Genomic DNA, 17,241 nt, shown 5'->3' with positions numbered 1-17,241 from the left:
TGAATAATCTAATTTTAACGAGCTTTTTGAGGGTGTAAGATAGTATTTACGAAGTATTCACCCAATAGAGAGAATAAAAGTGAAACATCTGCATCGTTTTTTTAGTAGTGACGCCTCGGGGGGCATCATTCTGATCATCGCAGCCGTGGTCGCTATGCTGATGGCAAATATCGGGGTTACCAGCGGATGGTACCACGCCTTTTTGGAAACGCCCGTTCAACTGCGGGTTGGCGCGCTTGAGATCAACAAAAATATGCTGCTGTGGATCAACGACGCGTTGATGGCGGTGTTCTTCCTGTTGATTGGTCTGGAAGTAAAGCGCGAGTTAATGCAAGGTTCGCTGGCCAGTCTGCGTCAGGCGGCGTTCCCGATCATTGCTGCTATCGGGGGCATGATTGTCCCGGCGCTGCTGTACCTGGCATTCAACTATGCCGATCCCATCACCCGTGAAGGGTGGGCGATCCCGGCGGCAACGGATATCGCTTTTGCGTTAGGTGTGCTGGCGTTGTTGGGCAGTCGTGTACCACTGGCGTTGAAAATCTTCCTGATGGCGCTGGCGATTATTGATGACCTCGGCGCTATCGTCATCATCGCACTGTTCTATACCAGCGATCTCTCGCTGCTGTCGCTGGGCGTTGCCGCGTGCGCGATCCTCGTTCTGGCGGCATTGAATCTGTGCGGAGTGAGACGCACCGGTATTTATATTCTGGTCGGCGTAGTGCTGTGGACTGCCGTACTGAAGTCTGGCGTGCATGCAACACTGGCGGGCGTGATCGTGGGCTTCTTCATTCCATTGAAGGAAAAACACGGACGTTCACCGGCGAAGCGACTGGAGCATGTTCTGCATCCATGGGTGGCATACCTGATCCTGCCACTGTTTGCCTTCGCTAACGCAGGCGTTTCACTGCAGGGCGTCACTATTGATGGACTGACCTCGATATTACCGCTGGGGATCATTGCCGGCCTGTTGATCGGCAAACCGTTGGGTATCAGTCTGTTTTGCTGGCTGGCGTTACGCCTCAAGGTGGCGCAATTGCCGGAAGGAACGAATTTCCAGCAGATTATGGCGGTCGGTATTCTTTGCGGCATTGGCTTTACGATGTCGATTTTTATTGCCAGCCTGGCGTTTGGCAACGTCGATCCTGAGCTGATTAACTGGGCAAAACTGGGGATCCTGATCGGCTCCTTGTTGTCGGCAGTGATAGGTTACTGCTGGTTACGTGCCCGGTTGAACGCATCAGCCTGACGGGATAACCCTTTCGTGACAATTTTCAGGGAGAGAGTATGTCTCATATAAATTACAACCATCTGTACTACTTTTGGCATGTCTATAAAGAAGGGTCAGTGGTTGGTGCAGCAGAAGCGCTTTATCTGACACCGCAGACCATTACCGGGCAGATTAAAGCGCTTGAGGAACGCTTACAGGGAAAATTGTTTAAGCGGAAGGGGCGTGGGCTGGAGCCCAGTGAGTTAGGCGAATTGGTTTTTCGTTACGCGGATAAGATGTTCACCTTAAGCCAGGAAATGCTGGATATCGTGAACTACCGCAAAGAGTCTAATTTGCTGTTCGATGTCGGCGTGGCGGATGCGCTATCGAAGCAGTTGGTCAGTAGCGTACTGGATGCCGCTGTGGTTGAAGATGAACAAATCCATCTGCGTTGTTTTGAATCAACGCATGAGATGCTGTTGGATCAACTCAGCCAACATAAGCTGGATATGATCATCTCCGACTGCCCGATCGATTCTACGCAGCAGGAAGGGTTGTTCTCAGTGCGGATAGGCGAGTGCAGCGTGAGTTTTTGGTGCACCAAACCGCTGCCTGAAAAACCATTCCCGGCCTGCCTTGAGGAGCGTCGGTTGCTGATCCCAGGGCGCCGTTCGATGCTCGGACGTAAGCTGCTGAACTGGATCAACTCACAAGGATTGAATGTCGAAATCCTCGGTGAGTTTGATGACGCTGCGCTGATGAAAGCGTTTGGGGCAACGCATAATGCTATTTTTGTTGCACCTACGCTGTATTCGCACAATTTCTATGCCGATGATTCTATTGTTGAAATTGGACGCGTAGAAAATGTGATGGAAGAGTATCACGCCATATTTGCGGAAAGGATGATCCAGCATCCGGCGGTGCAGCGTATCTGCAATGCGGACTACTCGGCGCTCTTTACGCCAACGAACAAATGACAGACATAAAAAAACCCGCTTGCGCGGGTTTTTTCACAAAGCGACAACAAGCAGGCGATTAAGCCAGTTTGTTGATCTGTGCAGTCAGGTTTGCTTTATGACGTGCAGCTTTGTTTTTGTGGATCAGACCTTTAGCAGCCTGACGGTCCACGATTGGTTGCATTTCGTTAAATGCTTTCAGTGCAGTAGCTTTGTCGCCAGCTTCGATAGCTGCGTATACTTTCTTGATGAAAGTACGCATCATAGAGCGACGGCTAGCGTTGTGCTTGCGGGCCTTTTCAGACTGAACGGCGCGCTTCTTAGCTGATTTGATATTAGCCAAGGTCCAACTCCCAAATGTGTTCTATATGGACAATTCAAAGGCCGAGGAATATGCCCTTTTAGCCTTCTTTTGTCAATGGATTTGTGCAAATAAGCGCCGTTTAAATTGCAGCACTCGTTGCGTAGTGATGGCGCAGGATTCTACCAGCTTGCGTGGCGTGAATACAGCTTTTCCACGAGAAAAATTGCATTGGCGTGCCCGTGAAGGTCTGCAATTTGTTTCATAACAATGAAAACAATCCTCTTTCTGTTTCGTAGAAACAATCGCCGGTTAACGTTGACCGCGGTACAGGGTATACTTTCACGATTTTCACTGTTTTGAGCCAGACATGAAGCTGATACGAGGCATACATAATCTCAGTCAGGCCCCGCATGGGTGTGTGCTGACTATTGGTAATTTCGACGGCGTGCACCGTGGTCACCGTGCGTTGCTGCAGGGTTTACGGGAAGAAGGGCGCAAACGCAATTTACCGGTGATGGTGATGATTTTCGAGCCGCAGCCGCTAGAGCTGTTTGCGACCGACAAGTCACCTGCGCGCCTCACTCGCCTGCGCGAAAAACTGCGTTATCTGGCGGAATGCGGCGTGGACTACGTGCTGTGCGTGCGTTTTGACAGGCGCTTTGCGGCATTAACGGCGCAGACCTTCATCAGCGATCTGCTGGTTAAGCGCCTTGGTGTACAATTTCTTGCCGTTGGTGATGATTTCCGCTTTGGCGCTAGCCGTGCGGGCGATTTCTTGTTATTACAGGAAGCGGGCGCTGAGTATGGTTTTGATATCACCAGCACCCAAACCTTCTGCGAAGGCGGTGTGCGCATTAGCAGCACCGCGGTACGTCAGGCGCTGGCAGAAGATAACCTGCAACTGGCCGAAAGCCTGCTTGGGCATCCTTTTACTATCTCAGGACGTGTCGTTCACGGTGATGAATTAGGGCGCACCATCGGTTTTCCGACGGCAAACTTACCGCTGCGTCGCCAGGTTTCTCCGGTGAAAGGGGTTTATGCAGTTGAAGTGATGGGACTGGGTGACAAACCTTTACCCGGCGTCGCCAACATCGGCACCCGCCCGACGGTAGCAGGCGTACGCCAACAGTTGGAAGTGCATCTATTGGACGTTGTAATGGACCTGTATGGTCGCCATATAGATGTAGTACTGCGTAAAAAAATACGCAGCGAACAGCGATTTGCCTCGCTGGATGAGCTAAAAGCGCAGATTGCGCGTGATGAGTTGACTGCCCGTGAATTTTTTGGGCTAACAAAACCGGCTTAATGCCTATACGAGTTTTAAATACGGAACCGAGAATCTGATGAGTGACTATAAATCAACCCTGAATTTGCCGGAAACAGGGTTCCCGATGCGCGGCGATCTCGCCAAGCGCGAACCGGGAATGCTGGCGCGTTGGACTGATGATGACCTGTACGGCATCATTCGTGCGGCCAAAAAAGGCAAAAAAACCTTCATTCTGCATGATGGCCCTCCTTATGCGAATGGCAGCATTCATATTGGTCACTCGGTTAACAAGATTCTGAAAGACATTATCGTGAAGTCCAAAGGACTCACGGGTTATGACTCGCCTTACGTTCCGGGCTGGGACTGCCACGGTCTGCCGATCGAGCTGAAAGTAGAGCAGGAATACGGCAAACCGGGCGAGAAGTTTACCGCCGCTGAGTTCCGTGCCAAGTGCCGCGAATACGCAGCGACCCAGGTTGACGGTCAGCGTAAAGACTTTATCCGTCTTGGCGTACTGGGCGACTGGTCGCATCCGTACCTGACCATGGACTTCAAAACCGAAGCCAACATCATTCGTGCGCTGGGTAAAATCATCGGTAACGGTCACCTGCACAAAGGTGCGAAGCCGGTGCACTGGTGCGTTGACTGCCGTTCCGCGCTGGCGGAAGCGGAAGTTGAGTATTATGACAAAACCTCCCCGTCCATCGACGTAGCGTTCCACGCTGCCGATCAGGATGCGGTGAAAGCGAAATTTGGCGTTTCTGACGTCAACGGCCCGATCTCTCTGGTTATCTGGACCACTACCCCGTGGACGTTACCGGCGAACCGCGCAATCTCTCTGGCACCTGATTTTGACTATGCGCTGGTGCAGATTGACGGCCAGGCTGTGATTCTGGCGAAAGATCTGGTTGAAAGCGTTATGCAGCGTATTGGCGCGGCTGAATACACCATTCTCGGCACCGTTAAAGGCGCTGAGCTGGAACTGCTGCGCTTTACCCATCCGTTTATGGGCTTCGATGTACCGGCTATCCTTGGCGATCACGTTACGCTGGATGCGGGTACCGGTGCGGTTCATACCGCTGGCGGTCACGGTCCGGATGACTACGTCATCAGCCAGAAATACGGTCTGGAAATCGCTAACCCGGTTGGCCCGGACGGCGCATACCTGGCGGGTACCTATCCGGATCTGGACGGCGTGAACGTCTTTAAAGCCAACGACAAAATCGTTGCGCTGCTGAGCGAAAAAGGTGCGCTGCTGCACGTTGAGAAGATGCAGCACAGCTACCCATGCTGCTGGCGTCACAAGTCACCGATCATCTTCCGCGCGACCCCACAGTGGTTCGTCAGCATGGATCAAAAAGGCCTGCGCGCACAGTCGCTGAAAGAGATCAAAGGCGTGCAGTGGATCCCGGACTGGGGCCAGGCGCGTATTGAATCGATGGTTGCTAACCGTCCTGACTGGTGTATCTCTCGTCAGCGTACGTGGGGTGTGCCGATGTCTCTGTTTGTTCACAAAGACACCGAAGAGCTGCATCCGCGCGCTATCGAACTGATGGAAGAAGTGGCTAAACGCGTTGAAGTTGACGGCATCCAGGCGTGGTGGGATCTCGATCCGAAAGATATCCTCGGCGACGAAGCTGACCAGTATGTCAAAGTCCCGGATACGCTGGACGTATGGTTCGACTCTGGTTCAACCCACTCCTCCGTCGTGGACGTGCGTCCTGAGTTTGCGGGCCATGCGGCAGATATGTATCTGGAAGGCTCTGACCAGCACCGTGGCTGGTTCATGTCATCTCTGATGATCTCCACCGCCATGAAAGGCAAAGCACCTTATCGCCAGGTACTGACCCACGGTTTCACCGTTGATGGTCAGGGCCGTAAGATGTCCAAGTCTATCGGTAACACCGTTTCTCCGCAGGATGTGATGAACAAACTGGGCGCGGATATTCTACGTCTGTGGGTGGCTTCAACCGACTATACCGGTGAAATGGCCGTTTCTGACGAAATTCTGAAACGTGCTGCCGACAGCTATCGTCGTATCCGTAACACCGCGCGCTTCCTGCTGGCGAACCTGAACGGGTTCGATCCGGTAAAAGACATGGTGAAACCGGAAGAGATGGTGGTTCTGGACAGGTGGGCGGTAGGTTGTGCGCAAGCGGCGCAGGACGAAATCCTGAAAGCCTATGAAGCCTATGACTTCCACGAGGTGGTACAGCGCCTGATGCGCTTCTGCTCCGTCGAAATGGGTTCGTTCTACCTCGACATCATCAAAGACCGTCAGTACACCGCGAAAGCGGACAGCGTGGCGCGTCGTAGCTGCCAGACTGCGCTGTTCCATATCGCTGAAGCGCTGGTTCGTTGGATGGCGCCGATCATGTCCTTCACCGCCGATGAAATCTGGGGCTACCTGCCGGGCGATCGTGAGAAGTATGTCTTTACCGGTGAATGGTACGAAGGTCTGTTTGGCTTAGGCGAAACCGAGGCGATGAACGATGCCTTCTGGGACGAGCTGCTGAAAGTGCGTGGCGAAGTGAACAAAGTCATCGAACAGGCACGTGCGGATAAGAAAGTCGGTGGTTCTCTGGAAGCGGCAGTGACCCTGTACGCTGAACCTGAGCTGGCGGCGAAACTGACCGCGCTGGGCGAAGAGTTGCGTTTTGTACTGCTGACCTCTGGTGCGACGGTTGCGGATTATGCAGCGGCTCCTGCTGATGCTCAGCAGAGCGAACTGCTCAAAGGTCTGAAAATCGTACTGAGCAAAGCCGAAGGTGAGAAATGCCCGCGCTGCTGGCATTACACTACCGACGTCGGCCAGGTGGCGGAACATGCAGATATCTGCGGACGCTGTGTCAGCAACATCGCCGGTGATGGCGAACAACGTAAGTTTGCCTGATGAGTAAGCCTCTTTGTTCAACAGGACTACGCTGGCTGTGGCTGGTGGTAGTCGTGCTGATTATCGATTTAGGCAGCAAATACCTGATCCTCCAGAACTTTGCTCTGGGGGATACGGTGTCGCTGTTTCCGTCGCTTAATCTGCACTACGCGCGTAACTACGGTGCGGCGTTTAGCTTCTTAGCTGACAGCGGCGGCTGGCAACGTTGGTTCTTTGCCGGCATCGCCATCGGTATTTGCGTCATCCTGATGGTGATGATGTATCGCTCGAAGGCGACGCAGAAGCTGAACAACATCGCGTATGCGTTAATCATTGGCGGTGCGCTGGGCAACTTGTTCGACCGCCTGTGGCACGGCTTCGTGGTTGATATGATTGACTTTTACGTCGGCGACTGGCATTTCGCGACCTTCAATCTGGCCGATACTGCTATCTGTATCGGCGCGGCATTGATTGTGCTCGAAGGCTTCCTGCCGTCGAAAGAGAAAAAAGCCGCATAAAAAAATGCCGGATGGCGCTATGCTAATCCGGCCTACAATATACTGCGATGCTTGTTTGCCCGGTAAGCGTAGCGCCACCGGGCAAACAGGCGGCAGCAATTTTAAAGAGCAACCTGCATGTCTAAATCAGTACAGAGTAACAGTGCGGTGCTGGTGCACTTCACCCTTAAGCTCGACGATGGCTCAACCGCAGAGTCAACCCGCAATAACGGCAAGCCTGCGCTGTTTCGCCTGGGTGACGGTTCTCTGTCTGAAGGACTGGAACAACACCTGCTGGGGCTAAAAGAAGGTGATAAAACCACTTTTGCTCTGGAACCGGATGCCGCCTTTGGCGTGTCAAGCCCGGACTTAATTCAGTATTTCTCGCGTCGGGAATTTATGGACGCGGGCGAGCCAGAAATTGGCGCTATCATGCTCTTTACCGCAATGGACGGCAGTGAGATGCCTGGTGTGATCCGCGAAATCAACGGTGACTCGATCACGGTTGATTTCAACCATCCGCTGGCCGGGCATACCGTTCATTTTGATATTGAAGTGCTGGAAATCGAACCGGCACTGGAGGCGTAAAATGCAGATCCTGTTGGCCAACCCGCGCGGTTTTTGCGCTGGCGTAGACCGCGCTATCAGCATTGTGGAAAACGCGCTGGCTATTTATGGCGCGCCGATTTATGTCCGTCACGAGGTGGTGCATAACCGCTATGTGGTGGATAGCCTGCGCGAGCGCGGCGCTATTTTTATTGAGCAAATCAGCGAAGTGCCGGATGGCGCGATCCTGATTTTTTCCGCTCACGGCGTGTCTCAGGCGGTGCGTAACGAAGCCAAAGGCCGCGACCTCACGGTTTTTGATGCAACCTGTCCGTTGGTAACGAAAGTGCATATGGAAGTTGCCCGCGCCAGCCGTCGTGGTGAAGAATCCATTCTGATTGGTCACGCCGGGCACCCGGAAGTTGAAGGCACAATGGGTCAGTACAGCAACCCGCAAGGGGGAATGTATCTGGTTGAATCACCGGATGATGTGCTGAAACTCAATGTGAAAAATGAAGGAAAATTATCCTTCATGACACAGACAACGCTTTCCGTTGACGACACTTCTGACGTTATTGATGCGCTGCGTCAACGCTTCCCGAAAATTGTCGGGCCGCGCAAAGACGATATCTGTTATGCCACCACCAACCGTCAGGAAGCGGTTCGCGCGCTGGCGGAACAGGCTGATGTTGTGCTGGTGGTCGGCTCTAAGAACTCCTCTAACTCCAACCGTCTGGCTGAACTGGCCCAGCGCATGGGGAAAGCTGCGTATTTGATTGACGATGCGACCGACATCCAGGAAGCGTGGGTGAAAGAAGCGAAGTGTGTGGGCGTGACGGCCGGAGCCTCGGCGCCGGATATCCTGGTGCAAAATGTGATTGCTCGCCTGCAAGAGCTTGGCGGTGGGGAAGCGATCCCACTGGAAGGCCGCGAAGAGAACATCGTTTTCGAAGTGCCGAAAGAGCTGCGTGTGGATGTTCGTGAAGTAGAGTAAGTCTTTTCGGTTACGATTATGAGAAGATGCCAGACTTAACGTCTGGCATTTTTTTATGGAGAAACCATGCGCTTACCGATCATTCTTGATACCGATCCCGGCATTGATGATGCCGCCGCCATTGCCGCCGCGCTGTTTGCCCCTGAGCTGGATCTGCAACTGATGACCACGGTAGCAGGCAATGTTTCGGTGGAAAAAACCACCCGTAATGCGTTGCAGTTGCTGCACTTCTGGAATGCGGATGTTCCGCTGGCGCAGGGGGCATCAATGCCGCTGGTGCGGCCGCTGCGTGATGCCGCTTCCGTGCACGGCGAGTCCGGTATGGAAGGGTATGAATTTGTCGAACACGACCGCCAGGCGATGGCAAAACCCGCTTTCCAGGCGATTCGCGATGCGTTGATGCATGCCCCGCAGCCCGTGACGCTTGTAGCGATTGGCCCGCTGACCAACATTGCGCTGCTGCTGACTCATTATCCTGAATGCGTATTCAACATTCAGCGTCTGGTGATTATGGGCGGCTCTGCCGGGCGCGGGAACTTCACACCCAACGCCGAGTTTAATATTGCTATCGATCCCGAGGCCGCCGCGAAAGTCTTCCAGAGTGGGCTGGAGATTGTGATGTGTGGGCTGGATGTCACTAATCAGGCTATGCTCGCCCCGGACTATCTGGCGACGCTCCCCCAGCTTAACCAGACGGGGAAAATGCTGCATGCGCTGTTTAGCCATTACCGTAGCGGCAGTATGAATACGGGGCTGCGAATGCACGATCTGTGCGCTATTGCCTGGCTGGTGCGCCCGGAACTGTTTACCCTGCAGTCGTGTTTCGTGGCGGTTGAAACCCAGGGCGAATATACCTCGGGTACGACGGTGGTGGACATCGAAGGGCGCCTGGGGCATCCGGCAAATGCGCAGGTTGCGCTGGGCCTGAACGTTGAAGGTTTCCAGCAGTGGGTGGCAGAGGTATTTGCCCGCGCGCTGTAATCAGGTGTTGTGCAACGGCACCTTCTCACTGAGATAATCAATCATCGCCCGCATTCTGGCGGGCATATGTTGATTGCGCGTCCATAGCAGCCACAGTTCCCCGCTGTAGTCGCTGATAAATTCCCATTCTGGCAGAACCTGGACAATCTCGCCATTGGCGAGTGCCTCGCTGGCGGTGAACAGTGGCAGGCTGCCGATTCCCAGATCCTTTTTTACCGCGTCCAGACGCACACCGGTGTGGTTGGCGGCGTAACGGCCATAAGTCTGAATGGTCTCCATGCGCTCACCGCGTCGAAACTTCCAACGTGAATCCGCAGGTGTCTCGCCAAGACTGATACAGCTATGCTCGCGCAGTGCCTGCGGATGCTCGGGCGTACCGTGCTTGCGTAAGTATTCGGGGGTTGCGCATATCACATGACTGACCGGCATCAGCGGTTTCCCGTACAGGCCCGGGGAGGGCGACTGGCTGATGCGCAGTGCAAGGTCGACGCCGTCGTCGATTAAATCCATATACCGGTCTTCCAGCCGAAGGCAGACGTCCACTTGCGGGTAGCGCGCAAAGAATTCGGCCATCAGCGGATGAATGACAAATCGCCCCACCGCTTTCGGCACGCTGAGGGTCAGTTGCCCTTGCGCGATGGTTTGTCGACTGCTGCCTGAGTCGACAGCCATTTGTGCCGCATGCAGCATTTCCTGCGCGTGTGCATACACAATTTTGCCCGTTTCGCTGAGCGCCAACTTGCGCGTCGTACGGTGCAGCAGCTTACTGCCCAACGCCTTCTCGAGGCGTGAAGCGCTGCGGCTAATAGCGGAAGGCGTAGCCCCCGAGGCTTTGGCGGCAGCGGAGAAGCTCCCCTGGTCGATAATCAACACAAAGGTGGCAAGGTCGGGAAGAAGGTTAGGATTCATTTGTGCTTACCAGGCAAAGATGCATTGAACCAGCGCAGGATTATCGCCGTCAGTAAAGTGAATATACTCTTCCCATCAAGAGGAGAGCAATCATGACTGAACGTCTTTATTACACCAGCGATAACACTGAAGGCCAGGCTAACTTACTGAGTTGCTCGGCTGAACCGGATGGACGGTACTCGGTGGTACTGGATAGAACCCTTTTTCACCCGCAGGGAGGCGGGCAGCCTGCGGATGCGGGCTGGATTGATGATGAGCGGGTTGAAACAGTCCTCGCGCGCGGTGACGATGTGGTGCACATCCTGGCAAAACCGCTCCTCCCCGGCATCGTGAACCTGCGTGTGGATGCCGCGCTGCGTCAACTGCACGCCCGCCTGCACTCGGCAGGACATCTTATCGGCCTGGCGGGTACAGCGTTCGGCTGGCTCCCGGTGAAAGCACACCATTGGCCCAATGAGGGGCGCATTACTTTCGCCGCCGGTGAAAACGGCACGTTACCGGATACGCTATCGCTGCAGGAGAAAATCAACGCCTGGCAGGCAGACAATCTCTCCAGACAAGTGACATTCACCGATGGGTTGCGGCAGGTTGGATTTGGTCATCTCCTTGCTTATCCCTGCGGAGGGACGCATGTTGCGCATCTCTCTGAGATTGGGCCGGTGACGATTACTCAGGTGAAGATGAAAAAAGGGCAAATGATCGTCAACTACACGCTCGTGCCATAAAACCACACTCGCGAAAATATCTACGCAGACTGGCTGGTTTGTGCTCGTATTTCCGTCGTTTTCCCATCATTTTGCGCCATACTGAGTAAGTTTGACTTCTTTCCTGTGCTCCAGCAATGATTCATCCTGCGGGATGAATCATGTCTTTTACTGATATTCCCCTCTGTTTATCATTAAATTCTAATTATGGGTGTTTTCAGCTAGCGGCCTCCGGGCGCGCTGGTTACTCTGAAAACGGTTTACGCAATTTTTATAAAAGAGAATAGCTATGCATGAAGCACAAATCCGTGTCGCAATTGCCGGCGCCGGTGGCCGCATGGGACGGCAGTTAATCCAGGCCGCCATGGCGATGGAAGGTGTTCAATTGGGTGCCGCGTTAGAGCGCGAAGGCTCGTCCTTACTGGGAAGTGATGCCGGAGAATTAGCGGGGGCCGGAAAAACGGGCGTTACCGTGCAAAGCAGCCTTGACGCGGTGAAAGATGATTTCGATGTTTTCATCGATTTTACCCGTCCGGAAGGCACGCTGGCGCATCTGGCGTTTTGTCGTCAGCACGGTAAAGGGATGGTGATTGGCACCACCGGCTTTGACGATGCCGGTAAACAGGCTATTCGTGATGCCGCGCAGGAGATTGCGATCGTTTTCGCCGCGAACTTTAGCGTCGGCGTGAACGTTATGCTTAAGCTGCTGGAGAAGGCGGCGAAAGTGATGGGCGATTACACCGATATTGAGATTATTGAAGCTCACCACCGCCATAAAGTTGATGCGCCGTCAGGCACTGCGCTGGCGATGGGCGAGGCGATTGCCGGGGCGCTGGATAAAGATTTAAAAGAGTGTGCCGTCTATTCGCGTGAGGGTTACACCGGCGAGCGCGTACCGGGCACGATCGGTTTTGCCACGGTGCGGGCGGGGGATATCGTCGGTGAGCACACCGCGATGTTTGCTGATATTGGCGAGCGTATTGAGATCACGCATAAAGCGTCCAGCCGCATGACTTTTGCCAATGGCGCAGTGCGTTCGGCAATTTGGCTAAAATCAAAGTCAAATGGTCTTTTTGATATGAAAGATGTGCTTGATTTACGCAGTTTATAGCTTTAATTACCCTTCGTGATGTGGTTATTGTAATCATAATTGTTTGATTACATAGGGCAATATTTTATTGCCCTTTTATTTTTAGCTTCTGAATATGTTTTTTCTTTTTATTGGTTATTTTTCCGTATTTTGTTGGGTGATTCTGTTATCTCAATGTAAATTTTGACCAAATGGTCCACTTTTTTCTCTCCCGCATTCTGTTTTTACACTCTTTGCCTGCCGCAAGCGTTTTCCACCCCGAGTTAGCTGATCTTTTTGCCTGTTAAATCGTGTGATTTATCCCAGTGGCGCAAAATAATAATAAAAATTGCCCTTTTGGGTAGACTTTTACGTGGGCTATCTCTAGAATGCCGCCGTTTGCCAGAAATCCATAGGTAAGCAAATTTGCATTGATTCATGAGGTGTTAATGAATTAATATGCAAATAAAGTGAGTGAATATTCTCTGGAGGGTGTTTTGATTAAGTCAGCGCTATTGGTTCTGGAAGACGGAACCCAGTTTCACGGTCGGGCCATAGGGGCAACAGGTTCGGCGGTTGGGGAAGTCGTTTTCAATACTTCAATGACCGGTTATCAAGAAATCCTCACTGATCCTTCCTATTCCCGCCAAATCGTCACTCTTACTTATCCTCATATCGGTAATGTCGGCACCAATGAAGCCGATGCAGAATCTTCTCAGGTACATGCGCAAGGCCTGGTCATCCGCGACCTGCCGCTGATTGCCAGCAACTTCCGCGATACTGAAGACCTCTCTTCTTACCTCAAGCGACATAACATTGTGGCGATTGCTGATATCGATACCCGTAAGCTGACGCGTTTGCTGCGTGAAAAGGGCGCACAGAACGGCTGCATCATCGCGGGAGATAACCCGGATGCGGCGCTGGCACTGGAAAAAGCAAAAGCTTTCCCTGGCCTGAACGGTATGGATCTGGCGAAAGAGGTAACCACCGCGGAGCCTTATAGTTGGACGCAGGGGAGCTGGACGCTAGCCGGTGACCTGCCGGAAGCGAAATCTGCCGATGAACTGCCTTTCCACGTTGTGGCTTACGATTTCGGCGCCAAACGTAACATTCTGCGTATGTTAGCGGACCGCGGCTGCCGCCTGACGGTTGTACCGGCGAAAACCTCAGCAGAAGACGTTCTGAAGATGAATCCGGACGGTATTTTCCTGTCCAACGGCCCTGGCGACCCGGCGCCGTGCGACTACGCGATTACCGCGATTCAGAAATTCCTCGAAACCGATATTCCGGTATTTGGCATCTGCCTCGGCCATCAGCTGCTGGCGCTGGCGAGCGGCGCGAAGACCATTAAGATGAAGTTTGGCCACCACGGCGGCAACCATCCGGTAAAAGATATTGATAACAATACCGTGATGATCACCGCACAGAACCACGGTTTTGCTGTAGATGAAGCCTCCATGCCTGCCAACCTGCGCGTGACCCACAAGTCACTGTTCGACGGCACCTTGCAGGGGATTCATCGTACCGATAAACCGGCGTTTAGCTTCCAGGGGCACCCTGAAGCGAGTCCGGGTCCGCACGACGCTGCACCGTTGTTCGACCACTTTATCGAGTTAATTGAGCAATACCGTCAGTCCGCGAAATAATCAGGAGTAAAAGAGCCATGCCAAAACGTACAGACATAAAAAGTATCCTGATTCTGGGCGCGGGTCCGATTGTTATCGGTCAGGCGTGTGAGTTTGACTATTCCGGCGCGCAGGCGTGTAAAGCCCTGCGTGAAGAGGGTTACCGCGTTATTCTGGTGAACTCCAACCCGGCAACCATCATGACCGACCCGGAAATGGCCGATGCCACTTACATCGAGCCGATTCACTGGGAAGTGGTACGCAAAATTATTGAGAAAGAACGCCCGGATGCGGTGCTGCCAACCATGGGCGGTCAGACAGCGCTGAACTGTGCGCTGGAACTGGAACGCCAGGGCGTACTGGCTGAGTTCGGCGTGACCATGATTGGCGCAACGGCGGATGCCATTGATAAAGCGGAAGACCGTCGTCGCTTCGATATCGCGATGAAGAAGATTGGTCTCGACACCGCACGTTCAGGCATCGCTCACACCATGGAAGAAGCGCTGGCGGTTGCCGCTGACGTTGGCTTCCCGTGCATTATCCGCCCTAGCTTCACCATGGGCGGCACCGGTGGCGGTATCGCCTACAACCGCGAAGAGTTCGAAGAAATCTGCGAACGCGGTCTGGATCTTTCCCCAACCAACGAGCTGCTGATTGATGAATCACTGATTGGCTGGAAAGAGTACGAGATGGAAGTGGTGCGTGATAAAAACGACAACTGCATCATCGTCTGCTCCATCGAAAACTTCGATGCGATGGGCATCCATACCGGTGACTCCATCACCGTAGCACCTGCCCAGACGCTGACCGACAAAGAATATCAAATCATGCGTAACGCCTCGATGGCGGTACTGCGTGAAATCGGCGTAGAAACCGGCGGCTCTAACGTCCAGTTTGCGGTAAACCCGAAAAACGGTCGCCTGATTGTCATCGAGATGAACCCGCGCGTATCCCGCTCCTCGGCGCTGGCGTCCAAAGCTACCGGCTTCCCGATTGCGAAAGTCGCCGCCAAGCTGGCCGTAGGTTACACCCTCGACGAACTGATGAACGACATCACCGGTGGCCGTACTCCGGCCTCGTTTGAACCGTCCATCGACTACGTTGTGACGAAAATACCACGCTTCAACTTCGAGAAATTCGTTGGTGCTAACGACCGCCTGACTACGCAGATGAAATCTGTCGGTGAAGTGATGGCGATTGGCCGTACCCAGCAGGAATCGTTGCAGAAAGCGCTGCGCGGTCTGGAAGTGGGCGCGACCGGCTTCGACCCGAAAGTAAGCCAGGACGACCCGGAAGCACTGACTAAAATCCGTCGTGAGCTGAAAGACGCTGGCGCTGAGCGTATCTGGTACATCGCCGATGCCTTCCGTGCTGGCCTGTCCGTCGATGGCGTGTTCAACCTGACCAACATCGACCGCTGGTTCCTGGTGCAGATTGAAGAGCTGGTACGTCTGGAAGAAAAAGTCACCGACCTTGGCATCAACGGCCTCGACGCTGACTTCCTGCGCGTACTGAAGCGCAAAGGCTTCGCCGATGCGCGTCTGGCGAAACTGGCCGGCGTTCGCGAAGCGGAAATCCGCAAACTGCGCGACCAGTACAATCTGCACCCGGTCTACAAACGCGTGGATACCTGTGCGGCAGAATTTGCCACCGACACCGCTTACATGTACTCCACCTATGAAGATGAGTGCGAAGCGAACCCGTCCGTTGACCGCGATAAAATCATGGTGCTGGGCGGTGGTCCAAACCGTATCGGTCAGGGCATTGAGTTTGACTACTGCTGTGTACACGCCTCGCTGGCGCTGCGTGAAGACGGTTATGAGACCATCATGGTCAACTGTAACCCGGAAACCGTTTCAACTGATTACGACACCTCTGACCGCCTGTACTTCGAGCCGGTCACGCTGGAAGACGTACTGGAAATCGTGCGTATCGAGAAGCCGAAAGGCGTCATCGTACAGTACGGCGGACAGACCCCGCTGAAGCTGGCGCGTGCGCTGGAAGCGGCAGGTGTACCGGTTATCGGTACCAGCCCGGATGCCATCGACCGCGCCGAAGACCGCGAGCGTTTCCAGCAGGCGGTTGACCGTCTGAAGCTGAAACAACCGGCGAACGCTACCGTAACGGCTATCGAACAGGCTGTTGAGAAGGCGAAAGAGATTGGCTACCCGCTGGTAGTGCGTCCGTCGTATGTTCTCGGTGGTCGCGCGATGGAAATCGTCTACGACGAAGCCGACCTGCGTCGCTACTTCCAGACCGCAGTCAGCGTTTCTAACGATGCGCCGGTACTGCTGGACCGTTTCCTTGATGACGCGGTTGAAGTGGACGTGGACGCTATCTGCGACGGTGAAATGGTGCTGATTGGCGGCATCATGGAGCATATCGAACAGGCGGGCGTACACTCCGGTGACTCCGCATGTTCTCTGCCTGCGTACACCCTGAGCCAGGAAATTCAGGATGTGATGCGCCAACAGGTGCAGAAACTGGCCTTCGAACTGCAGGTTCGCGGTCTGATGAACGTCCAGTTTGCGGTGAAGAATAACGAAGTTTACCTGATTGAAGTGAACCCGCGTGCGGCACGTACCGTTCCGTTCGTCTCCAAGGCAACTGGTGTACCGCTGGCGAAAGTCGCGGCGCGCGTGATGGCCGGGAAAACGCTGGCACAGCAGGGCGTAACCAAAGAAGTAATCCCTCCGTACTACTCGGTAAAAGAAGTGGTGCTGCCGTTCAACAAATTCCCGGGCGTTGACCCGCTGTTAGGGCCAGAAATGCGCTCTACCGGGGAAGTGATGGGCGTGGGCCGTACCTTCGCGGAAGCGTTCGCCAAGGCACAGTTGGGCAGCAGCTCCACCATGAAAAAACAGGGTCGTGCGCTGCTCTCCGTTCGCGAAGGCGATAAAGAGCGCGTGGTGGACCTGGCAGCGAAACTGCTGAAGTTTGGCTTCGAGCTGGATGCGACGCACGGGACCGCGATTGTGCTGGGTGAAGCGGGTATCAATCCACGTCTGGTGAACAAGGTGCATGAAGGTCGTCCGCACATTCAGGACCGTATCAAGAATGGCGAGTACACCTATATCATCAACACCACCGAAGGTCGTCAGGCGATTGAAGACTCCAAGCTGATTCGCCGCAGCGCGCTGCAGTACAAAGTGCATTATGACACTACGCTGAACGGCGGTTTCGCCACAGCGATGGCGTTGAATGCCGATGCCACCGAGAAGGTAACATCGGTGCAGGAAATGCACGCGCAGATCAAAAAGTAATAAACAAAAGGTCCGGTGAATATTGCTCTAACCAGACCTGTAATATA

The 17,241-nt window shown here is 53.9% G+C and carries 14 protein-coding genes and 1 pseudogene; 13 read left to right on the top strand and 2 right to left on the bottom strand.

Annotated features, from left to right (window positions below):
- The first annotated feature begins 79 nt into the window (after positions 1 to 79).
- Positions 80 to 1,246, top strand: coding sequence for a Na+/H+ antiporter NhaA (gene nhaA / locus OGY06_RS21710; RefSeq protein ID WP_003829733.1), 1,167 nt, complete (start codon positions 80 to 82; stop codon positions 1,244 to 1,246).
- Between the two features lie 38 nt (positions 1,247 to 1,284).
- On the top strand, positions 1,285 to 2,184 hold the full coding sequence (gene nhaR, locus OGY06_RS21705) for a transcriptional activator NhaR (RefSeq protein WP_003829732.1): 900 nt from the start codon (positions 1,285 to 1,287) through the stop codon (positions 2,182 to 2,184).
- 58 nt (positions 2,185 to 2,242) lie between these two features.
- Here nhaR and rpsT read toward each other — a convergent pair whose 3' ends face one another.
- Positions 2,243 to 2,506, bottom strand: a complete 264-nt coding sequence (gene rpsT, locus OGY06_RS21700) for a 30S ribosomal protein S20 (protein WP_003018940.1) — start codon at positions 2,504 to 2,506, stop codon at positions 2,243 to 2,245.
- 105 nt (positions 2,507 to 2,611) lie between these two features.
- On the opposite strand from rpsT, the pseudogene OGY06_RS21695 reads away from it, so the two are divergent.
- The 7 genes and pseudogenes from OGY06_RS21695 (at position 2,612) to rihC (ending at position 9,624) form a co-directional block, all read left to right on the top strand.
- Positions 2,612 to 2,827 (top strand): annotated as a pseudogene (locus OGY06_RS21695) (DUF2575 domain-containing protein).
- Between the two features lie 7 nt (positions 2,828 to 2,834).
- On the top strand, positions 2,835 to 3,773 hold the full coding sequence (gene ribF, locus OGY06_RS21690; RefSeq protein ID WP_003829725.1) for a bifunctional riboflavin kinase/FAD synthetase: 939 nt from the start codon (positions 2,835 to 2,837) through the stop codon (positions 3,771 to 3,773).
- A gap of 37 nt (positions 3,774 to 3,810) precedes the next feature.
- Positions 3,811 to 6,627: an isoleucine--tRNA ligase gene (gene ileS / locus OGY06_RS21685; RefSeq protein WP_003829724.1), complete on the top strand. Its 2,817-nt coding sequence runs from the start codon at positions 3,811 to 3,813 to the stop codon at positions 6,625 to 6,627.
- Positions 6,627 to 7,124 (top strand): signal peptidase II, encoded by a 498-nt coding sequence (gene lspA / locus OGY06_RS21680; RefSeq protein ID WP_003018932.1) that lies wholly within the window; start codon positions 6,627 to 6,629, stop codon positions 7,122 to 7,124. The genes ileS and lspA overlap by 1 nt, the downstream gene beginning before the upstream one ends.
- A 117-nt stretch (positions 7,125 to 7,241) precedes the next feature.
- Positions 7,242 to 7,691: an FKBP-type peptidyl-prolyl cis-trans isomerase gene (gene fkpB, locus OGY06_RS21675; protein ID WP_003829721.1), complete on the top strand. Its 450-nt coding sequence runs from the start codon at positions 7,242 to 7,244 to the stop codon at positions 7,689 to 7,691.
- A 1-nt stretch (position 7,692) separates the two neighbouring features.
- Positions 7,693 to 8,643: a 4-hydroxy-3-methylbut-2-enyl diphosphate reductase gene (gene ispH / locus OGY06_RS21670; RefSeq protein WP_003018925.1), complete on the top strand. Its 951-nt coding sequence runs from the start codon at positions 7,693 to 7,695 to the stop codon at positions 8,641 to 8,643.
- A 66-nt stretch (positions 8,644 to 8,709) separates the two neighbouring features.
- Positions 8,710 to 9,624 (top strand): ribonucleoside hydrolase RihC, encoded by a 915-nt coding sequence (rihC, locus tag OGY06_RS21665; RefSeq protein ID WP_126319298.1) that lies wholly within the window; start codon positions 8,710 to 8,712, stop codon positions 9,622 to 9,624.
- On the opposite strand, the gene OGY06_RS21660 is transcribed toward rihC, so the two are convergent.
- Positions 9,625 to 10,533, bottom strand: coding sequence for a LysR family transcriptional regulator (locus OGY06_RS21660; protein ID WP_286605939.1), 909 nt, complete (start codon positions 10,531 to 10,533; stop codon positions 9,625 to 9,627). It lies immediately after the preceding gene.
- Positions 10,534 to 10,625: 92 nt separating this feature from the next.
- On the opposite strand from OGY06_RS21660, the gene OGY06_RS21655 reads away from it, so the two are divergent.
- From OGY06_RS21655 to carB, 4 genes are all read left to right on the top strand, one after another.
- Complete coding sequence (locus tag OGY06_RS21655) at positions 10,626 to 11,258, top strand: alanyl-tRNA editing protein (protein ID WP_063941085.1); 633 nt, start codon at positions 10,626 to 10,628, stop codon at positions 11,256 to 11,258.
- 268 nt (positions 11,259 to 11,526) lie between these two features.
- Complete coding sequence (dapB, locus tag OGY06_RS21650; RefSeq protein WP_008786159.1) at positions 11,527 to 12,348, top strand: 4-hydroxy-tetrahydrodipicolinate reductase; 822 nt, start codon at positions 11,527 to 11,529, stop codon at positions 12,346 to 12,348.
- 455 nt (positions 12,349 to 12,803) lie between these two features.
- Positions 12,804 to 13,952, top strand: a complete 1,149-nt coding sequence (gene carA / locus OGY06_RS21645; RefSeq protein ID WP_003018918.1) for a glutamine-hydrolyzing carbamoyl-phosphate synthase small subunit — start codon at positions 12,804 to 12,806, stop codon at positions 13,950 to 13,952.
- Between the two features lie 17 nt (positions 13,953 to 13,969).
- Positions 13,970 to 17,194, top strand: coding sequence for a carbamoyl-phosphate synthase large subunit (carB, locus tag OGY06_RS21640; protein ID WP_286605938.1), 3,225 nt, complete (start codon positions 13,970 to 13,972; stop codon positions 17,192 to 17,194).
- Positions 17,195 to 17,241: the final 47 nt, after the last annotated feature.

Origin of the sequence: Citrobacter sp. Cpo147 (genome assembly GCF_030332405.1) — a bacterium.
Taxonomy (GTDB): Bacteria; Pseudomonadota; Gammaproteobacteria; order Enterobacterales; family Enterobacteriaceae; genus Citrobacter; species Citrobacter portucalensis.
This window is presented reverse-complemented; position numbering and strand designations above follow the sequence as displayed.